Genomic DNA, 16550 nt, shown 5'->3' on the forward strand with positions numbered 1-16550 from the left:
GTGTCTGAGCCCCCAAGCCTGCTGGTCGTGGTGCTGAACTACCGCACCGCCGCGATGACCCTGCGCGCGACCGAAGCGGCGCTGGCGGATATGCCGCGCGACACGGCCGAGTTGATCATCGTCGACAATGCCAGCGGCGACGGGTCGGCGGCGGTGCTGCAACAGGCCATCACGAAACGCGGCTGGGACAAAGACGACCGCGTTCGGCTGATCCTGTCAGAGGTCAACGGGGGTTTTGGCGCGGGCAATAACATCGGCATCCGTGCGGGTATGACCGACGGGCGCGCGCCGGATTTTGTCTATGTGGTCAACTCAGACGCCTTTGCCGATCCGGGTTGCATCGCTGCGCTGATGGCGCATCTTCAGGGGCATCCCCGCGCCGGAATTGCGGGCAGTCATGTGCGCGGCCAGGACGGTGCGCCGCATGTCACCGCCTTTCGCTTTCCCAGCGTCGCGGGCGAATTTGAAGGGGCGGTGCGCCTCGGCCCGGTGTCGCGGCTTCTGGCGCGGTCCATCGTGGCACCACCTCTGCCCGAGACCACGCAGCGTGTCGATTGGGTCGCCGGGGCGTCAGTGCTGCTGCGCGGTGACATGCTGCGCCAGATCGGGTTGTTCGACGAGGCCTATTTCCTTTACTTTGAGGAAACCGACCTGTGCCTGCGTGCCGCGCGTGCGGGATGGGAGTGTTGGTATGTGCCCGACAGCCGTGTGGTGCATATCGGCTCGGTGTCGACGGGCATGAAGACCTGGCAGCGGATGCCGCGCTATTGGTTTGACAGCCGTCAGAGGTATTTCGCCAAGAACCACGGCGCGTCTTACTGCACAATGGCGCTGCTGGCGCGGATGACGGGCGGCATGCTGCACCGCTTGCGCTGCCTGCTGACGGGGCGCGCGTCGCAAGACCCGCCGGGTTTCCTGCGCGACCTGCTGGGCCATGCGTTCACCGGGCCCCGCCGCGCCGCGCCACCCCCCATCCGCCAAACCGCCTGCGAGGATCACCCATGACCGCCACCGTCAACGCCGCTGCGTTCTCTGCCCTGCTGGTGGGGGACGAATCCCTGACCATCGCCTGCGGTGACATGCTGCTGGCGGGCGGGCACAGCATTGCCTGCGTGGTGACGCGCGACGCCGATGTGCGCGGCTGGGCCGAAGGGCAGGGGCTGGCGGTGGCGCGCGACGCGGATGATCTGCTGGGACGCGGCGTGCAGGCGGATTGGCTGCTAAGCATCGCAAACCTGCGGTTGATACCGGACGCGGTGCTGGCACTGCCCACACGCGGGGCGGTCAATTTTCACGACGGCCCTCTGCCGCGCTACGCCGGTCTGAACACGCCCGCCTGGGCGATCATCAACGGCGAGGTGCTGCACGGCGTGAGCTGGCATGTGATCGCATCCGGCGTCGATACCGGCGATCTGCTGGCGCAGGTGACGGTCGATATCGCGGCGGATGAGACCGCCTTCAGCCTCAATTCAAAATGCTACGCGGCGGGGATGGAGAGCTTTGCCAGCGTGCTGGCGCAGTTGGAACGGGGCACGCTGGACACCACGGCGCAGGACCTGAGCCAGCGCAGCTATTTCGCGCGCGACAAGCGGCCTGCGCAGGGCGGTGTGATTGATTTTAGCGCTGACACGGCGACGATTGACGCGTTGATCCGGGGCCTTGATTTTGGCGATTACTGGAACCCGCTGACCACGGCCAAGATAATCACGCCCGCAGGCGCCATCTGGCGCGTGGGCCGGGCCGAGATGGGGCCGCGCGACGGTATCGCCCCCGGTCAGATCGCCCCCGGCCAGATCGTCAACTTGGCCCCAGATCATTTGACCGTCGGCACTGCAGACGGCACCATCGCCCTGCGCGACCTTACGGACCTCAGCGGCGCGGCGGTGGACCTTTCGTCGCTGACTGTGGGCGGCGTGTTGAGCAGCGGTGCCGGGCCGTTGCCTGACGTGGCAGAAGAAGGTCACTGGCGCCAGGCGCTGCGTGGATTTGACCCGCTGCCAGTGCCGTTGGCGCGGCCTGCTGCTGACAAGGCGCCTGAATTTCAGCGCAAACCCATCACCTTGCCTGTCGGCCTGTCGCCGGAACAACAGGTCGCGGCTGCGGCGCTTTGCGCCCTGCGCGGCGCTGCGGCAGAAAACGGCGGTATCGCTCTTGCCTGCGCCCGCGATGCCGCCCCGCTGTTGGCCGATTGGGTGCCACTGACCGTTGTCGCCCGGGCCGATACGCCGATCGCCGATCTGCGCAACAGCCTGATCCCACAGATTGCCCGCGCGCAAAGCAGCGTTGGTTTTGCCAGTGATCTGCCGCTGCGCGATACGACGCTTGCCCCGCTTTCCACACCGGATTTTGCCCTGTCGTTCGGAGCCGACCCGCTGCCCGGTGCGGCGTTGACGCTTTGCGTCGCGCAGGAGGCCGCGACGCTGATCTATGACAGCACCCGGATTGACAGCGCCGCGGTTGATCTGCTGGCAGGGCGTCTGACCGCGGCCCTTGCGGCCATCACCGACGCCGAAACCTGCGGTGCCGTTTGGGCGCTGCCCGAGGCCGAAATCACTGCGCTGGCCCAGATCAACGCCACCGACCGTGCCTATGACGCCACCCCGATTCACGCCGCATTTGAGGCACAGGTCGCCGCCACACCGGATGCCACCGCGCTGGTGTTTGAGGGTGAAACGCTGAGCTACGGCGCGCTTAACGCGCGCGCCAACAGGCTGGCCCATGTGTTGCGCGACATGGGCGTGCGCCCCGGCACGCCGGTCGCGATCTGTACGGCGCGGGGGCTTGACCTGCTGGTCGGCACATTGGGGATACTCAAGGCCGGGGGGGCCTATGTGCCGCTTGATCCCGGCTATCCCGCTGACCGTCTGGCGCATTACCTGACCGACAGTGCCGCACCCATCGTGGTGACCCAATCCGCGCTCTCTGCCAGCCTGCCAACCCACGGCGCGCAGGTGCTGGAGATTGACCGCGATCCCCGCCTTGATGGCGCAAGCGACGCCAATCCAACCGGCGCCGCCGGGCCGGACGATCTGGCCTATCTGATCTATACGTCCGGTTCCACCGGGACGCCCAAGGGGGTGATGGTCAGCCACGGCAATGTCGCCAACTTCTTTGCCGGGATGGACGACCGGATTGATCATGGTGCGGGCGCGGTCTGGTTGGCGGTCACCAGCCTGAGTTTTGACATTTCGGTGCTTGAGCTGTTCTGGACCCTCGCGCGCGGATTCAAGCTGGTGCTGGCGGGCGACGACAGCCGCGCGGTGATGTCCAACGGTCCGATCGCCACCTCGGATCGCAAGATTGATTTCAACCTGTTTTACTGGGGCAACGACGATGGTGTCGGGCCCAAGAAATACGAGCTGTTGCTCGAAGGCGCAAAATTTGCTGATGCCCACGGTTTTAACGCCGTCTGGACGCCCGAACGGCATTTCCATGCCTTTGGCGGGCCGTACCCCAACCCGTCCGTCACAGGGGCGGCAGTGGCTGCCGTGACGCAGAACCTCGACGTGCGCGCAGGTTCTTGCGTGGCGCCGCTGCACCACCCTGCGCGGATCGCCGAGGAATGGGCGGTGATCGACAATCTGACCAATGGGCGCGTGGGGCTGGCCATCGCCAGCGGCTGGCAGCCCGATGATTTTGTCCTGCGTCCCGAAAACACACCACCCGATAACAAGCCGGCGATGTACGCCGCCATCGACCAGTTGCGCCGCCTTTGGGCGGGTGAGCCGGTGGAGTTTCCCACCAAAGACGGCACCCCCTTTGCCGTGGTCACGCAGCCGCGCCCCGTGTCCCGCGTGCTGCCGATTTGGGTCACAACGGCAGGCAACCCGCAAACATGGAAAGAAGCGGGCGAGATTGGCGCGAATGTGCTGACGCACCTGCTGGGGCAATCGGTGGCTGAGGTCGCGGATAAGATCAAGATTTACCACGCCGCCCTGCGCGACGCGGGCCATGATCCGGCGGATCACAAGGTCACGGTGATGCTGCACAGCTATCTGGCCGACAGCCGTGCCGAGGCTGAGGCAGTCGCGCGTGAGCCGATGAAGGACTACCTGCGTTCTGCCGCCGGGCTGATCAAACAATACGCATGGGCCTTTCCCGCGTTCAAGAAACCGGCTGGGGCCACCAATCCGTTTGAGATCAATCTTGACGGTCTGTCGGACGCGGAAATGGACGCGATCCTTGAATTCGCCTTTCAGCGCTATTTCAACGACAGCGGCATGTTCGGCACCATCGAGGATGGTTTGGCGCGTACCGAAGAGCTTAAACGCATTGGCGTGGATGAGGTCGCCTGCCTGATTGATTACGGTATTGCCACCGACAAGGTGTTGGCGGGATTAAAACCGCTGGCCGACGTATTGGCCCGTGCCAATGCCGGGGCGGAACTGCCCGATGATGATCATTCGATCGCGGCCGAGATCATCCGCCACGGGGTCACGCATGTGCAATGCACCCCGTCGATGGCGCAGATGATGGTGATGAACGACGAGGCGCGCGGCGCGCTGGCCCGTGTCAAATCACTGATGGTCGGCGGTGAAGCCTTGCCCGGAACGCTGCTGCGCGCGCTGCGGCAGGCGACCTCGGCGCAGATCCAGAATATGTACGGCCCGACCGAGACAACCATTTGGTCCACAACGCAAATTCAGGATGGTCTTGGCCTGACGACGGCCCCCATCGGCACGCCCATCGCGAATACGCAGGTGTATGTTCTTGACGCGGATCACCAGCCGTTGCCGATTGGCGCTGCGGGTGAGTTGTGGATCGGCGGCGACGGGGTGACGCAGGGCTATTGGCAGCGCGCGGCGCTGACCGCCGAACGCTTTATCGCCAACCCGTTTGGACCGGGACGGATCTATGGCACCGGCGATCTTGCGGCGCTCGACGCGCAAGGCGTGCTCCATTTCCAAGGCCGCGCCGATGCGCAGGTCAAGCTGCGCGGGCACCGGATTGAACTGGGCGAAGTTGAGGCGCGCCTGGCAGATCTGCCTGGCGTCACTCAGGCCGTTGCCGTGGTGCGCGATGGGGCGGCGGGTGCGCAATTGCTGGGCTATGTCACCGCCTCTGCGCCTGTGGATTACGCTAGCGCGCGGGCGCATTTGGCGGCACATCTGCCCGATATCATGGTGCCCAGTGCCATCGTGACACTGGGCGCGATGCCTTTGACCCCAAACAAGAAGATCGACCGCAAGGCCCTGCCTGATCCCAAACCGCAAAGCGCCCCGCGCGGTGCTGCCACTGTGGCCCCGGTTTCGGGCACGCAGGCGGCGATTGCGCAGATCTGGACGGGGCTGTTGGGTGTGGCAGATATTCGCGGCGGCGATAATTTCTTTGCGCTGGGGGGGCATTCGTTGCTGGCCGTGCAGGCGCACCGCGACATCAAGGCGGCCCTTGGCGCGGATCGTCTGTCGATCACAGACATCTTCCGCTTTCCCACATTGGAAGCACTGGCGGCGCATATCGACAAAACACCCGGTGCAGCGCCTGCCGCAGAGGCCACAGCCGCACCGGACCCCGCGCGTCAGGCGACCATGTCCAAACGCCGGATGATGCGCGCCGGGCGCGGCCGCAGCGGCGCGTGAGCGTGCAGGCGATTGCGCAGGCCGCGCGCGGGCTGTTTGATCTGCCGCTTGCGGTCGGTGTCACCCGACCCATCGACGTGCAGCCCGATCTGTTGCCAGGCGAGGCGGCAGTCATTGCACAGGCGGTGCCAGGCCGACGCGCAGAATTCCGGGCCGGGCGGGCGGCAGCGCGGCAGGCGATGGTGGCTCTCGGGGGGGCACCGCAGGCGGTCCTTGCCGCGCCTGACCGCGCGCCGATCTGGCCCGCGGGGCTGGTGGGCTCAATCAGCCATAACGCAGACTATTGCGTCGCCGTTCTGGCGCTGGCGCAGGATGCCGCCGCTTTGGGTATCGACATTGAGGATGACAGCCCGTTGCCCCACGATCTGTTGCACGAAGTCTGCGCAGCGGACGAACGCGCGCGTATCGCCGGGCCAGATGCCGCACATCTGGCGAAACGCATTTTCTGCGCCAAGGAAGCCACTTACAAGGCGCAGTACCCATTGACGGGGCTGCTATTCGGCTTTGATCAGATCGAGGTGACGCTGGACGAGGACGCGGGTAGCTTTACCGCGCGTTTCGCTAAACCGACCGGGCGCTTCGCGGTCGGCGACTGCTTGCCGGGGCGCATAGCGCAGGTGGCGGGACACCTTGTAACCGGGGTGGCAATTGGGCAGATTACCGCCAAAGGAGCCTGATTTATGCCGCCAATGACCCGCCGACTGGCCTTGGGCGGACTTGCGCTTGCCACCCTTGGGGCGGGCGGCTGGTTTGGGCAGGGAATTCGGCGTGAAAATGCGGCCGAGGCCCTCTATGCGCGGCCCTTGAAGGCACCGGATGCACCCCTCAGAGTTTACCATCTGGGGCATTCGCTGGTGGGGCATGACATGCCCACGATGTTGGAACAACTGGCCGGGCCGGGACATGATTTTCACTCTCAGTTGGGCTGGGGCACATCGCTGCGGGAACACTGGGAACCGGACGTGCGGATCAATGGCTTTGCCGTGGCCAATGACCATTCCAGCCATCGCCCGGCGACCGCCGCGCTTGCTGCTGGCGGGTATGACGCCGTTGTGCTGACCGAGATGGTCGAGATTGCCGATGCCATCCGCCACCACGACAGCGCCGACTATCTGGCGCGTTGGGCCGAACTGGTGCATGGGGCGCAGCCTGACACGCGGTTGTATCTGTATGAAACATGGCACCATACCGACGACGGCAATGGCTGGCTGGCGCGGATCGACCGCGACCTGGACAAATACTGGCGGCGGCGCGTACTTTATCCCGCGTTGGCCAAAGCGCAGGTGCCGATCCATTTGATCCCGGCGGGGCAGGCCATGGCGGCCTTTGTCCGGGCGGTCGACGATGCGGGCGGTGTGGGCGGCGTCAACAGTCTGCATGACCTGTTTGCGCGCCACGACAACGGCCGCCCCGATACCATTCATTTTAACGATCAGGGGGCCTATCTCGTGGCACTGACCCATTACGCCGTTTTGTACCACCGCAGCCCGTTGGGCCTGCCCCATGCGCTGCGCCGCGCCGACGGCAGCCCTGCGCGCGGCCCCAGCGCCGAAGCGGCGCGGCTGATGCAGCGGGTGGTCTGGGACGTGGTGCGCGCCCATCCAGATACGGGGGTCGCGGCATGAGCGGGCTGGGGTCGCTGTTTTCGGTGATGATGATTGGCCACAGCCTGTTTGGCCAGACGGCGCCAGACATGTTGCAAGAGGCCCTGCGCGCAGGCCAAGGACAGGGCAACGTCGCCGCCCAGATCATCAACGGTGCGCCGCTGCGCTATAACTGGGAGGAATCCCATACCGCCGAGGGCGTCGACGCCCGCGCGGTGCTGCCCGATGGGCGCACAACGCATATGATCCTGACCGAAGCGATCCCGCTGGCCAACCACACCCAGTGGTCGGATACCGAAGTCTATGCACAGGCGTTTTTTGGTCTTGCCGTCGCCGCCAACCCCGAGGTCAAAGTCTATCTGCAAGAGACCTGGCATTCGCTGAAAAGTGGCACCGGCGAGACGGTGGAGAACGACGAAGGTGCCGGCATATCCTGGCGGCAACGGCTGGACGATGATCTACCCGCTTGGGAAGGGATCGTGACAGCGGTGGCGGCGGGCAACACCTCTGACACGGCCAGTGTGACGCTGATCCCGGCCGGGCAGGCGATGGCACGGCTATATGACGAGATCGAAGCGGATCTGGTGCCGGGGCTGGACGACATCGCGCAGGTCTTTTCGGACGATATCCACCTCAATGACACCGGCCATTACTTTGTCACGATGGTGCAATATGTGGCGCTGACGGGGCAAAGCCCGCTGGGCCTGCCCACCGATTTCAATGACAGATGGGGCAAGGCCTTTGACACGCCAGACGGTGATCTGGCCCGCGAATTGCAGCGCGTGGCCTTTGCCGCGGTGCAATCATATCAAGGTGCTGACGTGGTGCCTGTTCCGCCACCTAAACCCGCACCAACGCCGGTTCCCGCGCAGGCACAGCAGCAGGCCGCGCCGATCGTGGCCACCGGCACGCCAGTTGACACAACACCGCCCAAAGATGCGGTGCCCGGCAGCCGCGACGTCGCCGTGGGGCTGGCCCCCATCGCGGATTGGAGCGTGCAACAGCCGTTTATCGACCTGATGAAAACATCACGGCCCTGGCTGGGGCATCTGCCGGGGCAGTTTGGCGGTATGGACTATGACGTGCTGCTGGCGGGCGGGTATCTCGACGCTGCGGGCTGGCCGGTAAAAATGCCGCCCGAACTGGGCAGCATCGGCACGCTGATCCTGACGGATATGCCCGAGGCGGCAGTGGGGCTTGAGGGGCGATACCTGCTGCGGTTTGACGGGGCCGGGGTGATCGAGGTGACAGGGCGCGCCACCCGTGTGCGCTATGGCAAGGGCGAGGTCAGTTTTGACTATGTGCCGGGGCCGGGCAGCGTGGATATTCGTATCCAGCGCGTCAATGTCACCGATCCGCCGCGCAACATCACGGTAATGCGCGCCGATCATGCCAAACGCTTTGCCGATGGGGCGCTGTTTAACCCCGCCTGGACCAGCCGTATCGGTCAGTTTGACGCGCTGCGGTTCATGGATTGGATGGCAACCAACGACAGTTCCGTCACGTCCTGGGATGACCGCCCGCAGCTTGACGATGTGACCTATGCCCGTCGCGGTGTCCCGGTTGAGGTGCTGGTGGCACTGGCCAACGAGCTCGAGATCGCGCCTTGGTTCAACATGCCGCACTTGGGGGATGATGCCTATGTGCGGGCCTTTGCCACGCAGGTCGCAGAACAGCTTGACCGGGCGCTGCCCGCCTACGTCGAATTTTCCAACGAGGTCTGGAATTGGCAGTTCACCCAAACCCATTGGGCGGATGAGATGGCGCAGGCGCGTTGGGAGGAAAAGGACAAGGGCATGCAGTTCTACGGGATGCGCGCCGCTGAGGTCGCCCGTATCTGGACAGAGGTCTTTGGCGATGCGGCGAACGCGCGGCTGGTCAATGTGATCTCGACCCAGACCGGCTGGCTGGGGCTGGAAACCGAAAGCTTGAATGCGCCGCTGTACATCGGCGAAGCCCCCGGCAACGCCGCCCCCGCCACCGCCTTTGATGCCTATGCCGTCAGCGGCTATTTTGGTGGGGTTCTGGGGTTAGAGGACCGCAAGGCGCTGGTCGACGGCTGGCTGTCAGGCAGTGCCACCGCCGCCCGGGCCAAGGGCGAGGCGGACGGGCTGAGCGGTGCCGCGCTGGATCGTTTCAGCGAGGATCACAAATATGACGCAGCGACGGCGTTGGCGGCGCAGGAATTGCGCGATGGCAGTGTCAGTGGAAATGCCGAGGACACGCTGAGCGATCTGATTGGCCGGGTCTGGCCCTATCACGCGGCGGTGGCCCGCGCCCATGGGCTTGATCTGGTGATGTACGAAGGCGGCAGTCATGTTGTGGGCCTTGGCGCGCAAGTCGAAGATGCGGCGCTGACCGGGTTTTTTCACCACCTGAATTATACCGCCGAGATGGGCGCGCTTTATGAGACGTTGCTGACCGGGTGGCAGGCCGTGGGCGGGCAGATGTTCAACGCTTATTCCGATGTCTATGCTCCGACCAAATGGGGATCATGGGGCGCGTTGCGACATCTTGATGACGCCAATCCCCGCTGGGATGCGCTGGTGACATGGCAGTGACCCGCCCGGCGGCAAGCGTGCTGATCCCGGCCCATAATGAGGCCGACTGGCTGCCTGCCTGCCTTGCGGAATTGCTGAAGTCAGATCCGGTGTCGGCTGGGGGGGGTGGTGACGTGCAGGTGATCGTCATGGCCAATGGTTGCAGTGATGATACCGCTGATCTGGCCCGTGTGCAGGCGTCTGAATTTGCCGCGCGGGGCTGGATGCTTGAGGTGATCGAGCTTGCCCAGGGCGGCAAGCTGGGCGCGCTGAACGCGGGCGAGGCGGCGGCGCGAGGGGACGTGCTGATCTATCTGGATGCCGATGTTCTGGTCTCGCCACCGCTGATTGCGCAACTGGCGGAGGCGCTGGCGGGCGATGCGCCGCGGTATGGCAGCGGCCAACCCCGCGTCACCACGGCGGGCAATTGGGTGACGCGCCACTACACTCGGTTCTGGTGCACCACGCCGTTCATGCAGCGTGGCGTGCCGGGGTTTGGCGTCTTTGCGATGAACCGGGCCGGGCGCGCGCGTTGGTCGGGCTGGCCCGATATCATTTCGGACGATACTTTTGCCAGGCTGAATTTCACCCCCGACGAACGTATTGCTGTGCCCGCAACCTATGATTGGCCGATGATCGAAGGATTCGGCCCGCTGGTGCGCGTGCGCAGACGGCAGGATGTCGGCGTGGCCGAGGTGGCAGCACTTTATCCCGCGCTGATGGGCAATGACGATGATCACAGCGACACAGTGCCGATGTGGCGCCGGGCGTTGCGTGATCCGCTGGGGTTTGTGGTCTTTGCCGCCGTGCGCAGCGCCATTCACCTGCCGGTGATGCGCAGCGCCGACCGCTGGGTGCGTGGGCGGTAGGGGGTGGCCTAGCCCCGCATGTATCCCGCCAGCTTGGCCGCTTCGCGTGCCACGTCGTGACGCGCCAGCACGCGTTTTCGGCCCGACTTGCCCATGTTGGTCAGTTTGTTCAACGGGGCTTCGGCCAGGTCGGCCATAGCATCGGCTAGCGCGTCAATGTCACCGGCGGGCACCAGCCAGCCGTTGACCTCGGGCTGCACCAGTTCGGGGGTGCCTGCGATATAGGTGGCGATCACCGGGCGGGCGGCGGCCATCGCCTCCATCACCACCATCGGCAAGCCCTCGGCAAAGCTGGGCATGACCAGCGCGTGTGCAGCGGCAAGTTCGGCCGCGATGCGGTCCTCGTCGACCCAGCCGGTGAGGGTGATTTGGCCGGACAGCCCGTGATCTGCAATCGCACGCTCGATTGCGTGGCGCATCTCGCCGTCGCCGATCAGGGTCAGGTGCAGGTCGGGATGGCTGGGCTTCAGCCGCGCCATCGCGGCGACCAGCGCCAACTGCCCCTTTTGTTCGACAAAGCGCCCGATGGCGACCATCCTGCGAGGCCCCTTGGGCAGCGGTGCGATCTCGGCAAACTTGGCAGGTTCGATGCCGCAGTGCACGACCTTGATCTTGTCCCAGTCGCCGGGTGCGGCCCAGCGGCAAAGCTGGCTGCGGCCAAACTGACTGATTGCCACGGCAAAGCTGGCATGGCGGATCTTTTCTCTCAGCGCCAATGCGCGGGGGCTGTCAAATTCTTCTGGGCCGTGGGTGGTGAAACTATAGCGCGGCCCGCCTAAGGCGTGGCACAACATCGCGACCATCGCCGCATTGGTGCCAAAATGCGCATGGGCATGGGTTACGCCGGCGGCGCGCATCCGGGGCACCAGATAACACGCCTCGGCCAGATAAATCAGATGCCGCACCACCCCGGTTTCCGAGCCGCGCCCGCAGCGCCAGACCAGCCGCAGCGCCTGCGCAAATCGGCCCGGTGCCGCCATCAGCGCGCGTGCGGTATCCCCCAGCAAAGCAGGCGGCCCGGCAGGCAGCACATAACGGGTCTTTGCAGCCTCTTGCCGGTCCTGTGGATCGACCAAGGCCTCGCCGCTGCTGCGCATGGCAAAGCGGTGCAGGCTGTGGCCTGCCGCCTCAAGCGCGTTGATTTCGCGCCGGATAAAGGAATGCGACGGCTGCGGATAGGTATTGAGGATATAGGCGATCTGCACGGGCGGGCCTTTGTTGGGGCGATAAACCTAAGTAGCCGCGCGCTTGCCACTGGCACAAGGGCGCACAAGCGATTAACCTGCCTGCCAAGAGTGACAAAGGCGATTTTCCCGGTGTTTGCAAAGGTATCCCGAGCGGTGAAAGACAATCGCCTGATGGCCCGCGTCATCCGGTCAACCTCGTGGATCGTGCTGGGATACGGGGCATCACAGGCGATCCGGCTGGCGTCGAACCTGATCCTGACCCGGCTGCTGTTCCCCGAAGCCTTTGGCCTGATGGCGCTGATATCTGTGGTCACCGTGGGGCTGACCCTGTTTTCTGACGTCGGCATCGCGCCGTCGATCGCGCAGAGCAAGCGGGGTGATGACCCTGATTTCCTGAACACCGCCTGGACCATCCAAGTGGGACGTGGCCTGGGCCTGTGGCTCGCGGCCTGTGCGCTGGCCTGGCCGGTGGCACAGTTCTATGATCAGCCGCTGCTGTTGAGCTATCTGCCGCTTGCGGCCCTGACGCTGCTGGTGTCTGGGTTTAACCCCACGCGGATCGAAACCGCGCACCGGCATCTCCAGATGGGGCGGCTGACGGCGCTCGACCTTGGTAGCCAGATCATCGGCATCGCGGCGATGGTAGTGGGGGCAATGATCTGGCAATCGGTCGCGGCGCTGGTGGTGGGCGGGGTGATCGGCGCGCTGGCCAAGCTGGCGCTGACGCATCTGTACCTGCCGGGAGTGCGCAATCATTTCCGTTGGGAAAAAACCGCCGCGCATGAGCTGGTGCATTTCGGAAAATGGATATTCCTATCGACGATGTTCTGGTTCTTTGCCAGTCAGGGCGACAAGGCCGTGCTGGGCAAGTTTCTGACGCTCGATGCGCTGGGTATCTACAACATTGGCTATTTTCTGGCCAGTTTTCCGCTGCTGCTGGGCCTGAGTGTCACGGGCCGGGTGATGATCCCGATCTACCGCGAGGCGGGCGGTGGTGATCAGGCGCGGCTGGTGCGGATGCGTTATGGCATGACCGGGGTGGTGCTTGTCCTGCTGGGGGTCATGGCGTTGATGGGCCCGTGGCTGGTGTCGATGCTATATGACGCGCGGTATGCTGCCAGCGGGGCGATTGTGGTGCTGCTGGCGCTGGCGCTGATGCCGCAGGTGATTGGTATGACCTATGATCAGGCGGCACTGGCGGCGGGGGATTCGCGGCGGTTTTTTGTTTATTCCGCGGCCCGGTCGAGCCTGCAGATGGCGTTGTTGCTGGCGGGCGTGATCTGGGCCGGGTTGCCGGGTGCGATCCTGGGTATGTGGCTGGCGATGGCGCTGTCACATTTGGTGCTGATCTGGCTGGCGCGCGCGCATCATGTCTGGGATGCACGGCATGATCTGACCTTTGGCACTCTGGCTGTTGCAATTGGTGCGGGGGCGCTGTGGCTGCATTGGGATGTGGTTATGGCGATGGGCCGCGTCGGCTGAGCTGTCTTGGGGCTCTGCCCCAAACCCCGAGGGTATTTTTGACTCAGAAAAGCAAAAGAGGGGCGTTTAGGTCAGCCCTTTTGAGCGTTGCGGGCCAGTCTGGCCGCGCGGCCGCGTTGGCCTGCGGAGCGGCGGGCCTGCTGGATCTGGCGCAGGCTGCGGCGGCGATTGGGCATGTCTGGGATCGAGACCACCGGCATCAGCCCGGTTTCACGCTGCATCTGGCGCGCGCTGCGGATCACCGGGCGGCGAAGTTCCAGCAGGAAGGCGATCAGCAGGGCCAGCCCGCCGCTGGCCACAGCCCCCATCATCGCGCGTTTCTTGCGGCTCATCGTGACGGGGAAATCAGGCAGCGGGGCGGATTCGATGGTGATCAGCTTTTCGCCGCGTTCCGCGCTTTCCAGCGAAAACCCGACTTCGGCTTCGTTGCGGCGGGTCGATATGACGTCAAGCTGGCCTTGCAACTGGGTCATACGGCGGTCGAACTTGGCCAATTCACGCTCCACCTCGGGGGTGGTTTGCAGGCTGGCGGTCAGGTCGGTGCGTTGCTCGCTCAGCAGGCTGCGCTGGGTGGTGAGGCTGTTCAGGGTGGCGTCGATCTCGGCCTGTTCGCGGGCTACTGTGGCGGCACGTGCATCGGGGGCGATACGGTCGCGGGCCAGGCGGGCGGCGATGATCTCGCGGTCAAGCTCGAGGATCGCGTCGTTCAGGCTCGATATTTCGCCCCGGCGAAATTCAAGGCTCCCTGCGATCGACAGGTCATTGGCGCTGCGAAAGACGGCCAGCTCGGCCTCGAGTGCGGCGATGTCGCGGGTCAGGTTATCTTCTTGGCGCTGAAAGAACTCCAGCGTTTCGCGGGTCTGGTCCTGACGCTGCGCTGCCGACAGGGCGCGCGTGCGTTCGGCAAATTCATGCGCGACGGATTGTGCGTCTTGGGCATTGTCCATCTCGGCGGTGAAGGTCAGCACCGAAATGGTGCCGTCGTCGCCAAACCCTTCGCGCGGGGCGGCAACGCCGGTGATGGTCACCGACCGTCGCAGCAGATCGACCTTTTCGGACAGGCGCAGCGCGGTCAGATTATCGTAGAGGTCATATTTTTCGATCATTTCGGTCAGGCTGGCACGGGCCATGAGCTGCTGTTCGATCAGTTGCAGCCGCCGGGCCGAAGACCCTTCGACGGTCGAGGGCGCCAGATCATTGGCAATCTTGGGCTGTTCGATCTGGATCACCTCGGACGAGCTGTACAGATGTGGATGCGACAGTGCCCAATAAACAGAGGCAACGCAGCCCATCAGGACAACCAGCACCAGCACCACCGCGCGGCGACGCAGCATGTCGGTAAAATCATCCCAATTGTAGATCGGACCCATTCGTGGCTTTCCCTAAGTTCTGCGCGTTATTCCCCGCGTCTAGACCAAAACATTCGGGCGACAATAGGGCAAATTGCAGAGCGGCTTTAGCTATAACGTCGAATGCTGGACGGACGCGCCCGGTTCAGTACGACGCCCAGCAGAGGCACCTGACCGTCCAGCATCCGTTCACATTCTATCAGATGGCGGGCCATGGTCTGGGTGCCGTCGGATACCAGCAACACGCCGTCAAGCTGCGGCAGGAAGGCCGAGACATCGTCGTGGGCCAGCATGGCGGGCATGTCGTAGATCACGATCTGCGGGCGCAGGGCGGCGCGCATCCGCGTCAGGGTCTCGGCGGTGCTGGCGTCCTGCAATATTTCGGCGGCGGTGGGGGCGGCGTGCCCGTTCAGCCCTACGGCCAATGTGTCACTGACGCGCAGCAGGTGGTCACCCATCGCCACATCCCCGCGCAGCACATCGGCCAGGTCACCCGGAGCGTCAATATCCAGCCCCTGTGCCAGGCCGGGCGCGCGCAGGTTGAAATCCATCAACAGGGTGCGCGACCCTGCCACCCGCGACAGGCTCAGCGCGAGATTGGCGGCGGTAAAGGTATTGCCGCAGCCCGAGGTCGGCGCGGTCACGGCGATATTGACCCAGCCGTGTTCGAGCGTGGTCTGGCGCAACCTTGTACGCAGCAGGTCAAAGGCGCGCGCGGCGGCGCTGTCACGTTCGCTGTCGCCCAGAAACAGATCGGCGTTCGGGCCGATGTCCGCCAGTGGCAGGTCGTGCCAGCGCGGCGCATTGGTATCGGGCATAAGGCGTCCGATGGGGTCTGCTACCGTGCTGTCGATGGCCCGCATGACCGCAGGCGCGGCAATTGGCGCCGCATCGGCCTGCGTTTGGGTCAGATCGCGCTGTTCGGCCTGCAACAGTATCTTGCGGCGCGGGCGAATGCTGTGGCGCATGCCCTCGCTGCCAACATAATCGGCACGGTCAGACCGCGGGGCGTCAGATGTATAGCTGTCTCTCATCTGTTCCCCCTTGGCGCGGCTAAAGAAACGGGGTTTTCTGAACATGAGACCAGTGTATCCCGCTTTTTGGCTGTGAAACAACGCATGATCAATACCCCGTGCGGCGCAGGACAACGCCGACGGTTTTAACCAGAATCGTCATGTCCATGCCAAAGGAAAACGCGCGTTTGTAGGCGGCATCGACTTCGTTGCGATAGACAAATTTGTTGTTGTTGCGCGCCGAGACTTGCCACAGGCCGGTAATGCCCGGACGCAGGGCGAAATACGCGCTTGGGTCGCCGTATAGGTCCAACTGATCGGGCATCATCGGGCGTGGGCCGATAAGGCTCATGTCGCCGGTCAAGACGTTGAACAGCTGTGGCAGCTCATCCAGCGAGGTGGCGCGCAGGAACTTACCCACCGGCGTGATGCGCGGATCTTCCTTGAGCTTTTGAATTTCGTCCCATTCGGCGCGCATGGCCGGGTTGGCCGCCAGATAGCCTTCGAGCACGGCATCGGCATCGCGTACCATCGTGCGCAGCTTGAGGATGGAAAAGCGACTGCCGTCACGGCCCAGACGCGGCTGGGTGTAAAACGGCGCGCCACCTTCGATCCACAGCGCCAGTGCAGCAAGCGCGATCACCGGCAGGGCAAAGGGCAGGGCCAGCATAATCAACACGATATCGAGCACGCGTTTGCCAAACCGGCCATATAGACCGGCACGCGGCGCAGCGGTTGTCTGTGCCTCGTCGTGCAGCGGAAAGGCCGCAGCATAGAGATTGGGAAACCGCTCTGCATAGGCAAGCGAAGGTTTCAGATCGGATCTGGGCGTGGCAAACTCGAACAGCCCATATCCAGGTCTGTCCGCATCGAATTTCTTCATTACAACCCCCCCGGGGTTTAATCGTACTCTTGAACATTCGCCAA

11 protein-coding genes are annotated in these 16550 nt (G+C 64.3%); 7 read left to right on the forward strand and 4 right to left on the reverse strand.

Translation table 11 applies throughout. The annotated features are described in order from the left end of the window. The 6 genes from AC1965_RS05685 to AC1965_RS05710 are packed head-to-tail and all read left to right on the forward strand — an operon-like array spanning position 1 to position 10592. Entirely contained in the window at positions 1–1005 is a 1005-nt protein-coding gene (locus AC1965_RS05685) for a glycosyltransferase family 2 protein (protein ID WP_483886317.1), read from the forward strand. Then, complete coding sequence (locus AC1965_RS05690) at positions 1002–5579, forward strand: MupA/Atu3671 family FMN-dependent luciferase-like monooxygenase (RefSeq protein ID WP_483886318.1); 4578 nt, start codon at positions 1002–1004, stop codon at positions 5577–5579. The genes AC1965_RS05685 and AC1965_RS05690 overlap by 4 nt, the downstream gene beginning before the upstream one ends. Next, complete coding sequence (locus tag AC1965_RS05695; RefSeq protein WP_483886319.1) at positions 5576–6256, forward strand: 4'-phosphopantetheinyl transferase family protein; 681 nt, start codon at positions 5576–5578, stop codon at positions 6254–6256. Before AC1965_RS05690 ends, AC1965_RS05695 begins: the two co-directional genes overlap by 4 nt. A gap of 3 nt (positions 6257–6259) precedes the next feature. Next, complete coding sequence (locus AC1965_RS05700) at positions 6260–7204, forward strand: hypothetical protein (RefSeq protein WP_483886320.1); 945 nt, start codon at positions 6260–6262, stop codon at positions 7202–7204. Next, a complete protein-coding gene (locus AC1965_RS05705) occupies positions 7201–9744 on the forward strand; it encodes a hypothetical protein (protein ID WP_483886321.1) in 2544 nt (847 codons plus the stop codon). The genes AC1965_RS05700 and AC1965_RS05705 overlap by 4 nt, the downstream gene beginning before the upstream one ends. Beyond that, positions 9735–10592 (forward strand): glycosyltransferase family 2 protein, encoded by an 858-nt coding sequence (locus AC1965_RS05710; RefSeq protein WP_483886322.1) that lies wholly within the window; start codon positions 9735–9737, stop codon positions 10590–10592. Before AC1965_RS05705 ends, AC1965_RS05710 begins: the two co-directional genes overlap by 10 nt. An 8-nt stretch (positions 10593–10600) precedes the next feature. Here AC1965_RS05710 and AC1965_RS05715 read toward each other — a convergent pair whose 3' ends face one another. Further along, positions 10601–11797, reverse strand: coding sequence for a glycosyltransferase (locus AC1965_RS05715; protein WP_483886323.1), 1197 nt, complete (start codon positions 11795–11797; stop codon positions 10601–10603). Between the two features lie 153 nt (positions 11798–11950). Between AC1965_RS05715 and AC1965_RS05720 the strand changes: the two genes are divergently transcribed. Next, the gene (locus AC1965_RS05720) at positions 11951–13261 is read left to right on the forward strand and encodes an oligosaccharide flippase family protein (RefSeq protein WP_483886992.1); all 1311 of its coding nucleotides are present in this window, start codon (positions 11951–11953) and stop codon (positions 13259–13261) included. Between the two features lie 71 nt (positions 13262–13332). Here AC1965_RS05720 and AC1965_RS05725 read toward each other — a convergent pair whose 3' ends face one another. From AC1965_RS05725 to AC1965_RS05735, 3 genes are all read right to left on the reverse strand, one after another. Beyond that, positions 13333–14631, reverse strand: a complete 1299-nt coding sequence (locus AC1965_RS05725; protein ID WP_483886324.1) for a GumC domain-containing protein — start codon at positions 14629–14631, stop codon at positions 13333–13335. An 86-nt stretch (positions 14632–14717) separates the two neighbouring features. Next, complete coding sequence (locus AC1965_RS05730; RefSeq protein WP_483886325.1) at positions 14718–15644, reverse strand: CpsD/CapB family tyrosine-protein kinase; 927 nt, start codon at positions 15642–15644, stop codon at positions 14718–14720. 88 nt (positions 15645–15732) lie between these two features. Next, positions 15733–16506 (reverse strand): sugar transferase, encoded by a 774-nt coding sequence (locus AC1965_RS05735; RefSeq protein WP_483886326.1) that lies wholly within the window; start codon positions 16504–16506, stop codon positions 15733–15735. Between the last annotated feature and the right edge of the window lie 44 nt (positions 16507–16550).

Source organism: Sulfitobacter sp. KMM 9851 (assembly GCF_057178245.1).

Bases quoted from the DNA above. Each gene is read 5' to 3' on its own strand.
- AC1965_RS05720 (WP_483886992.1), top strand. From the start codon at position 11,951: ATGGCCCGCGTCATCCGGTCAACCTCGTGGATCGTGCTGGGATACGGG.
- AC1965_RS05710 (WP_483886322.1), top strand. From the start codon at position 9,735: ATGGCAGTGACCCGCCCGGCGGCAAGCGTGCTGATCCCGGCCCATAAT.
- AC1965_RS05725 (WP_483886324.1), bottom strand. From the start codon at position 14,631: ATGGGTCCGATCTACAATTGGGATGATTTTACCGACATGCTGCGTCGC.
- AC1965_RS05705 (WP_483886321.1), top strand. From the start codon at position 7,201: ATGAGCGGGCTGGGGTCGCTGTTTTCGGTGATGATGATTGGCCACAGC.
- AC1965_RS05730 (WP_483886325.1), bottom strand. From the start codon at position 15,644: ATGAGAGACAGCTATACATCTGACGCCCCGCGGTCTGACCGTGCCGAT.
- AC1965_RS05690 (WP_483886318.1), top strand. From the start codon at position 1,002: ATGACCGCCACCGTCAACGCCGCTGCGTTCTCTGCCCTGCTGGTGGGG.
- AC1965_RS05700 (WP_483886320.1), top strand. From the start codon at position 6,260: ATGCCGCCAATGACCCGCCGACTGGCCTTGGGCGGACTTGCGCTTGCC.
- AC1965_RS05735 (WP_483886326.1), bottom strand. From the start codon at position 16,506: ATGAAGAAATTCGATGCGGACAGACCTGGATATGGGCTGTTCGAGTTT.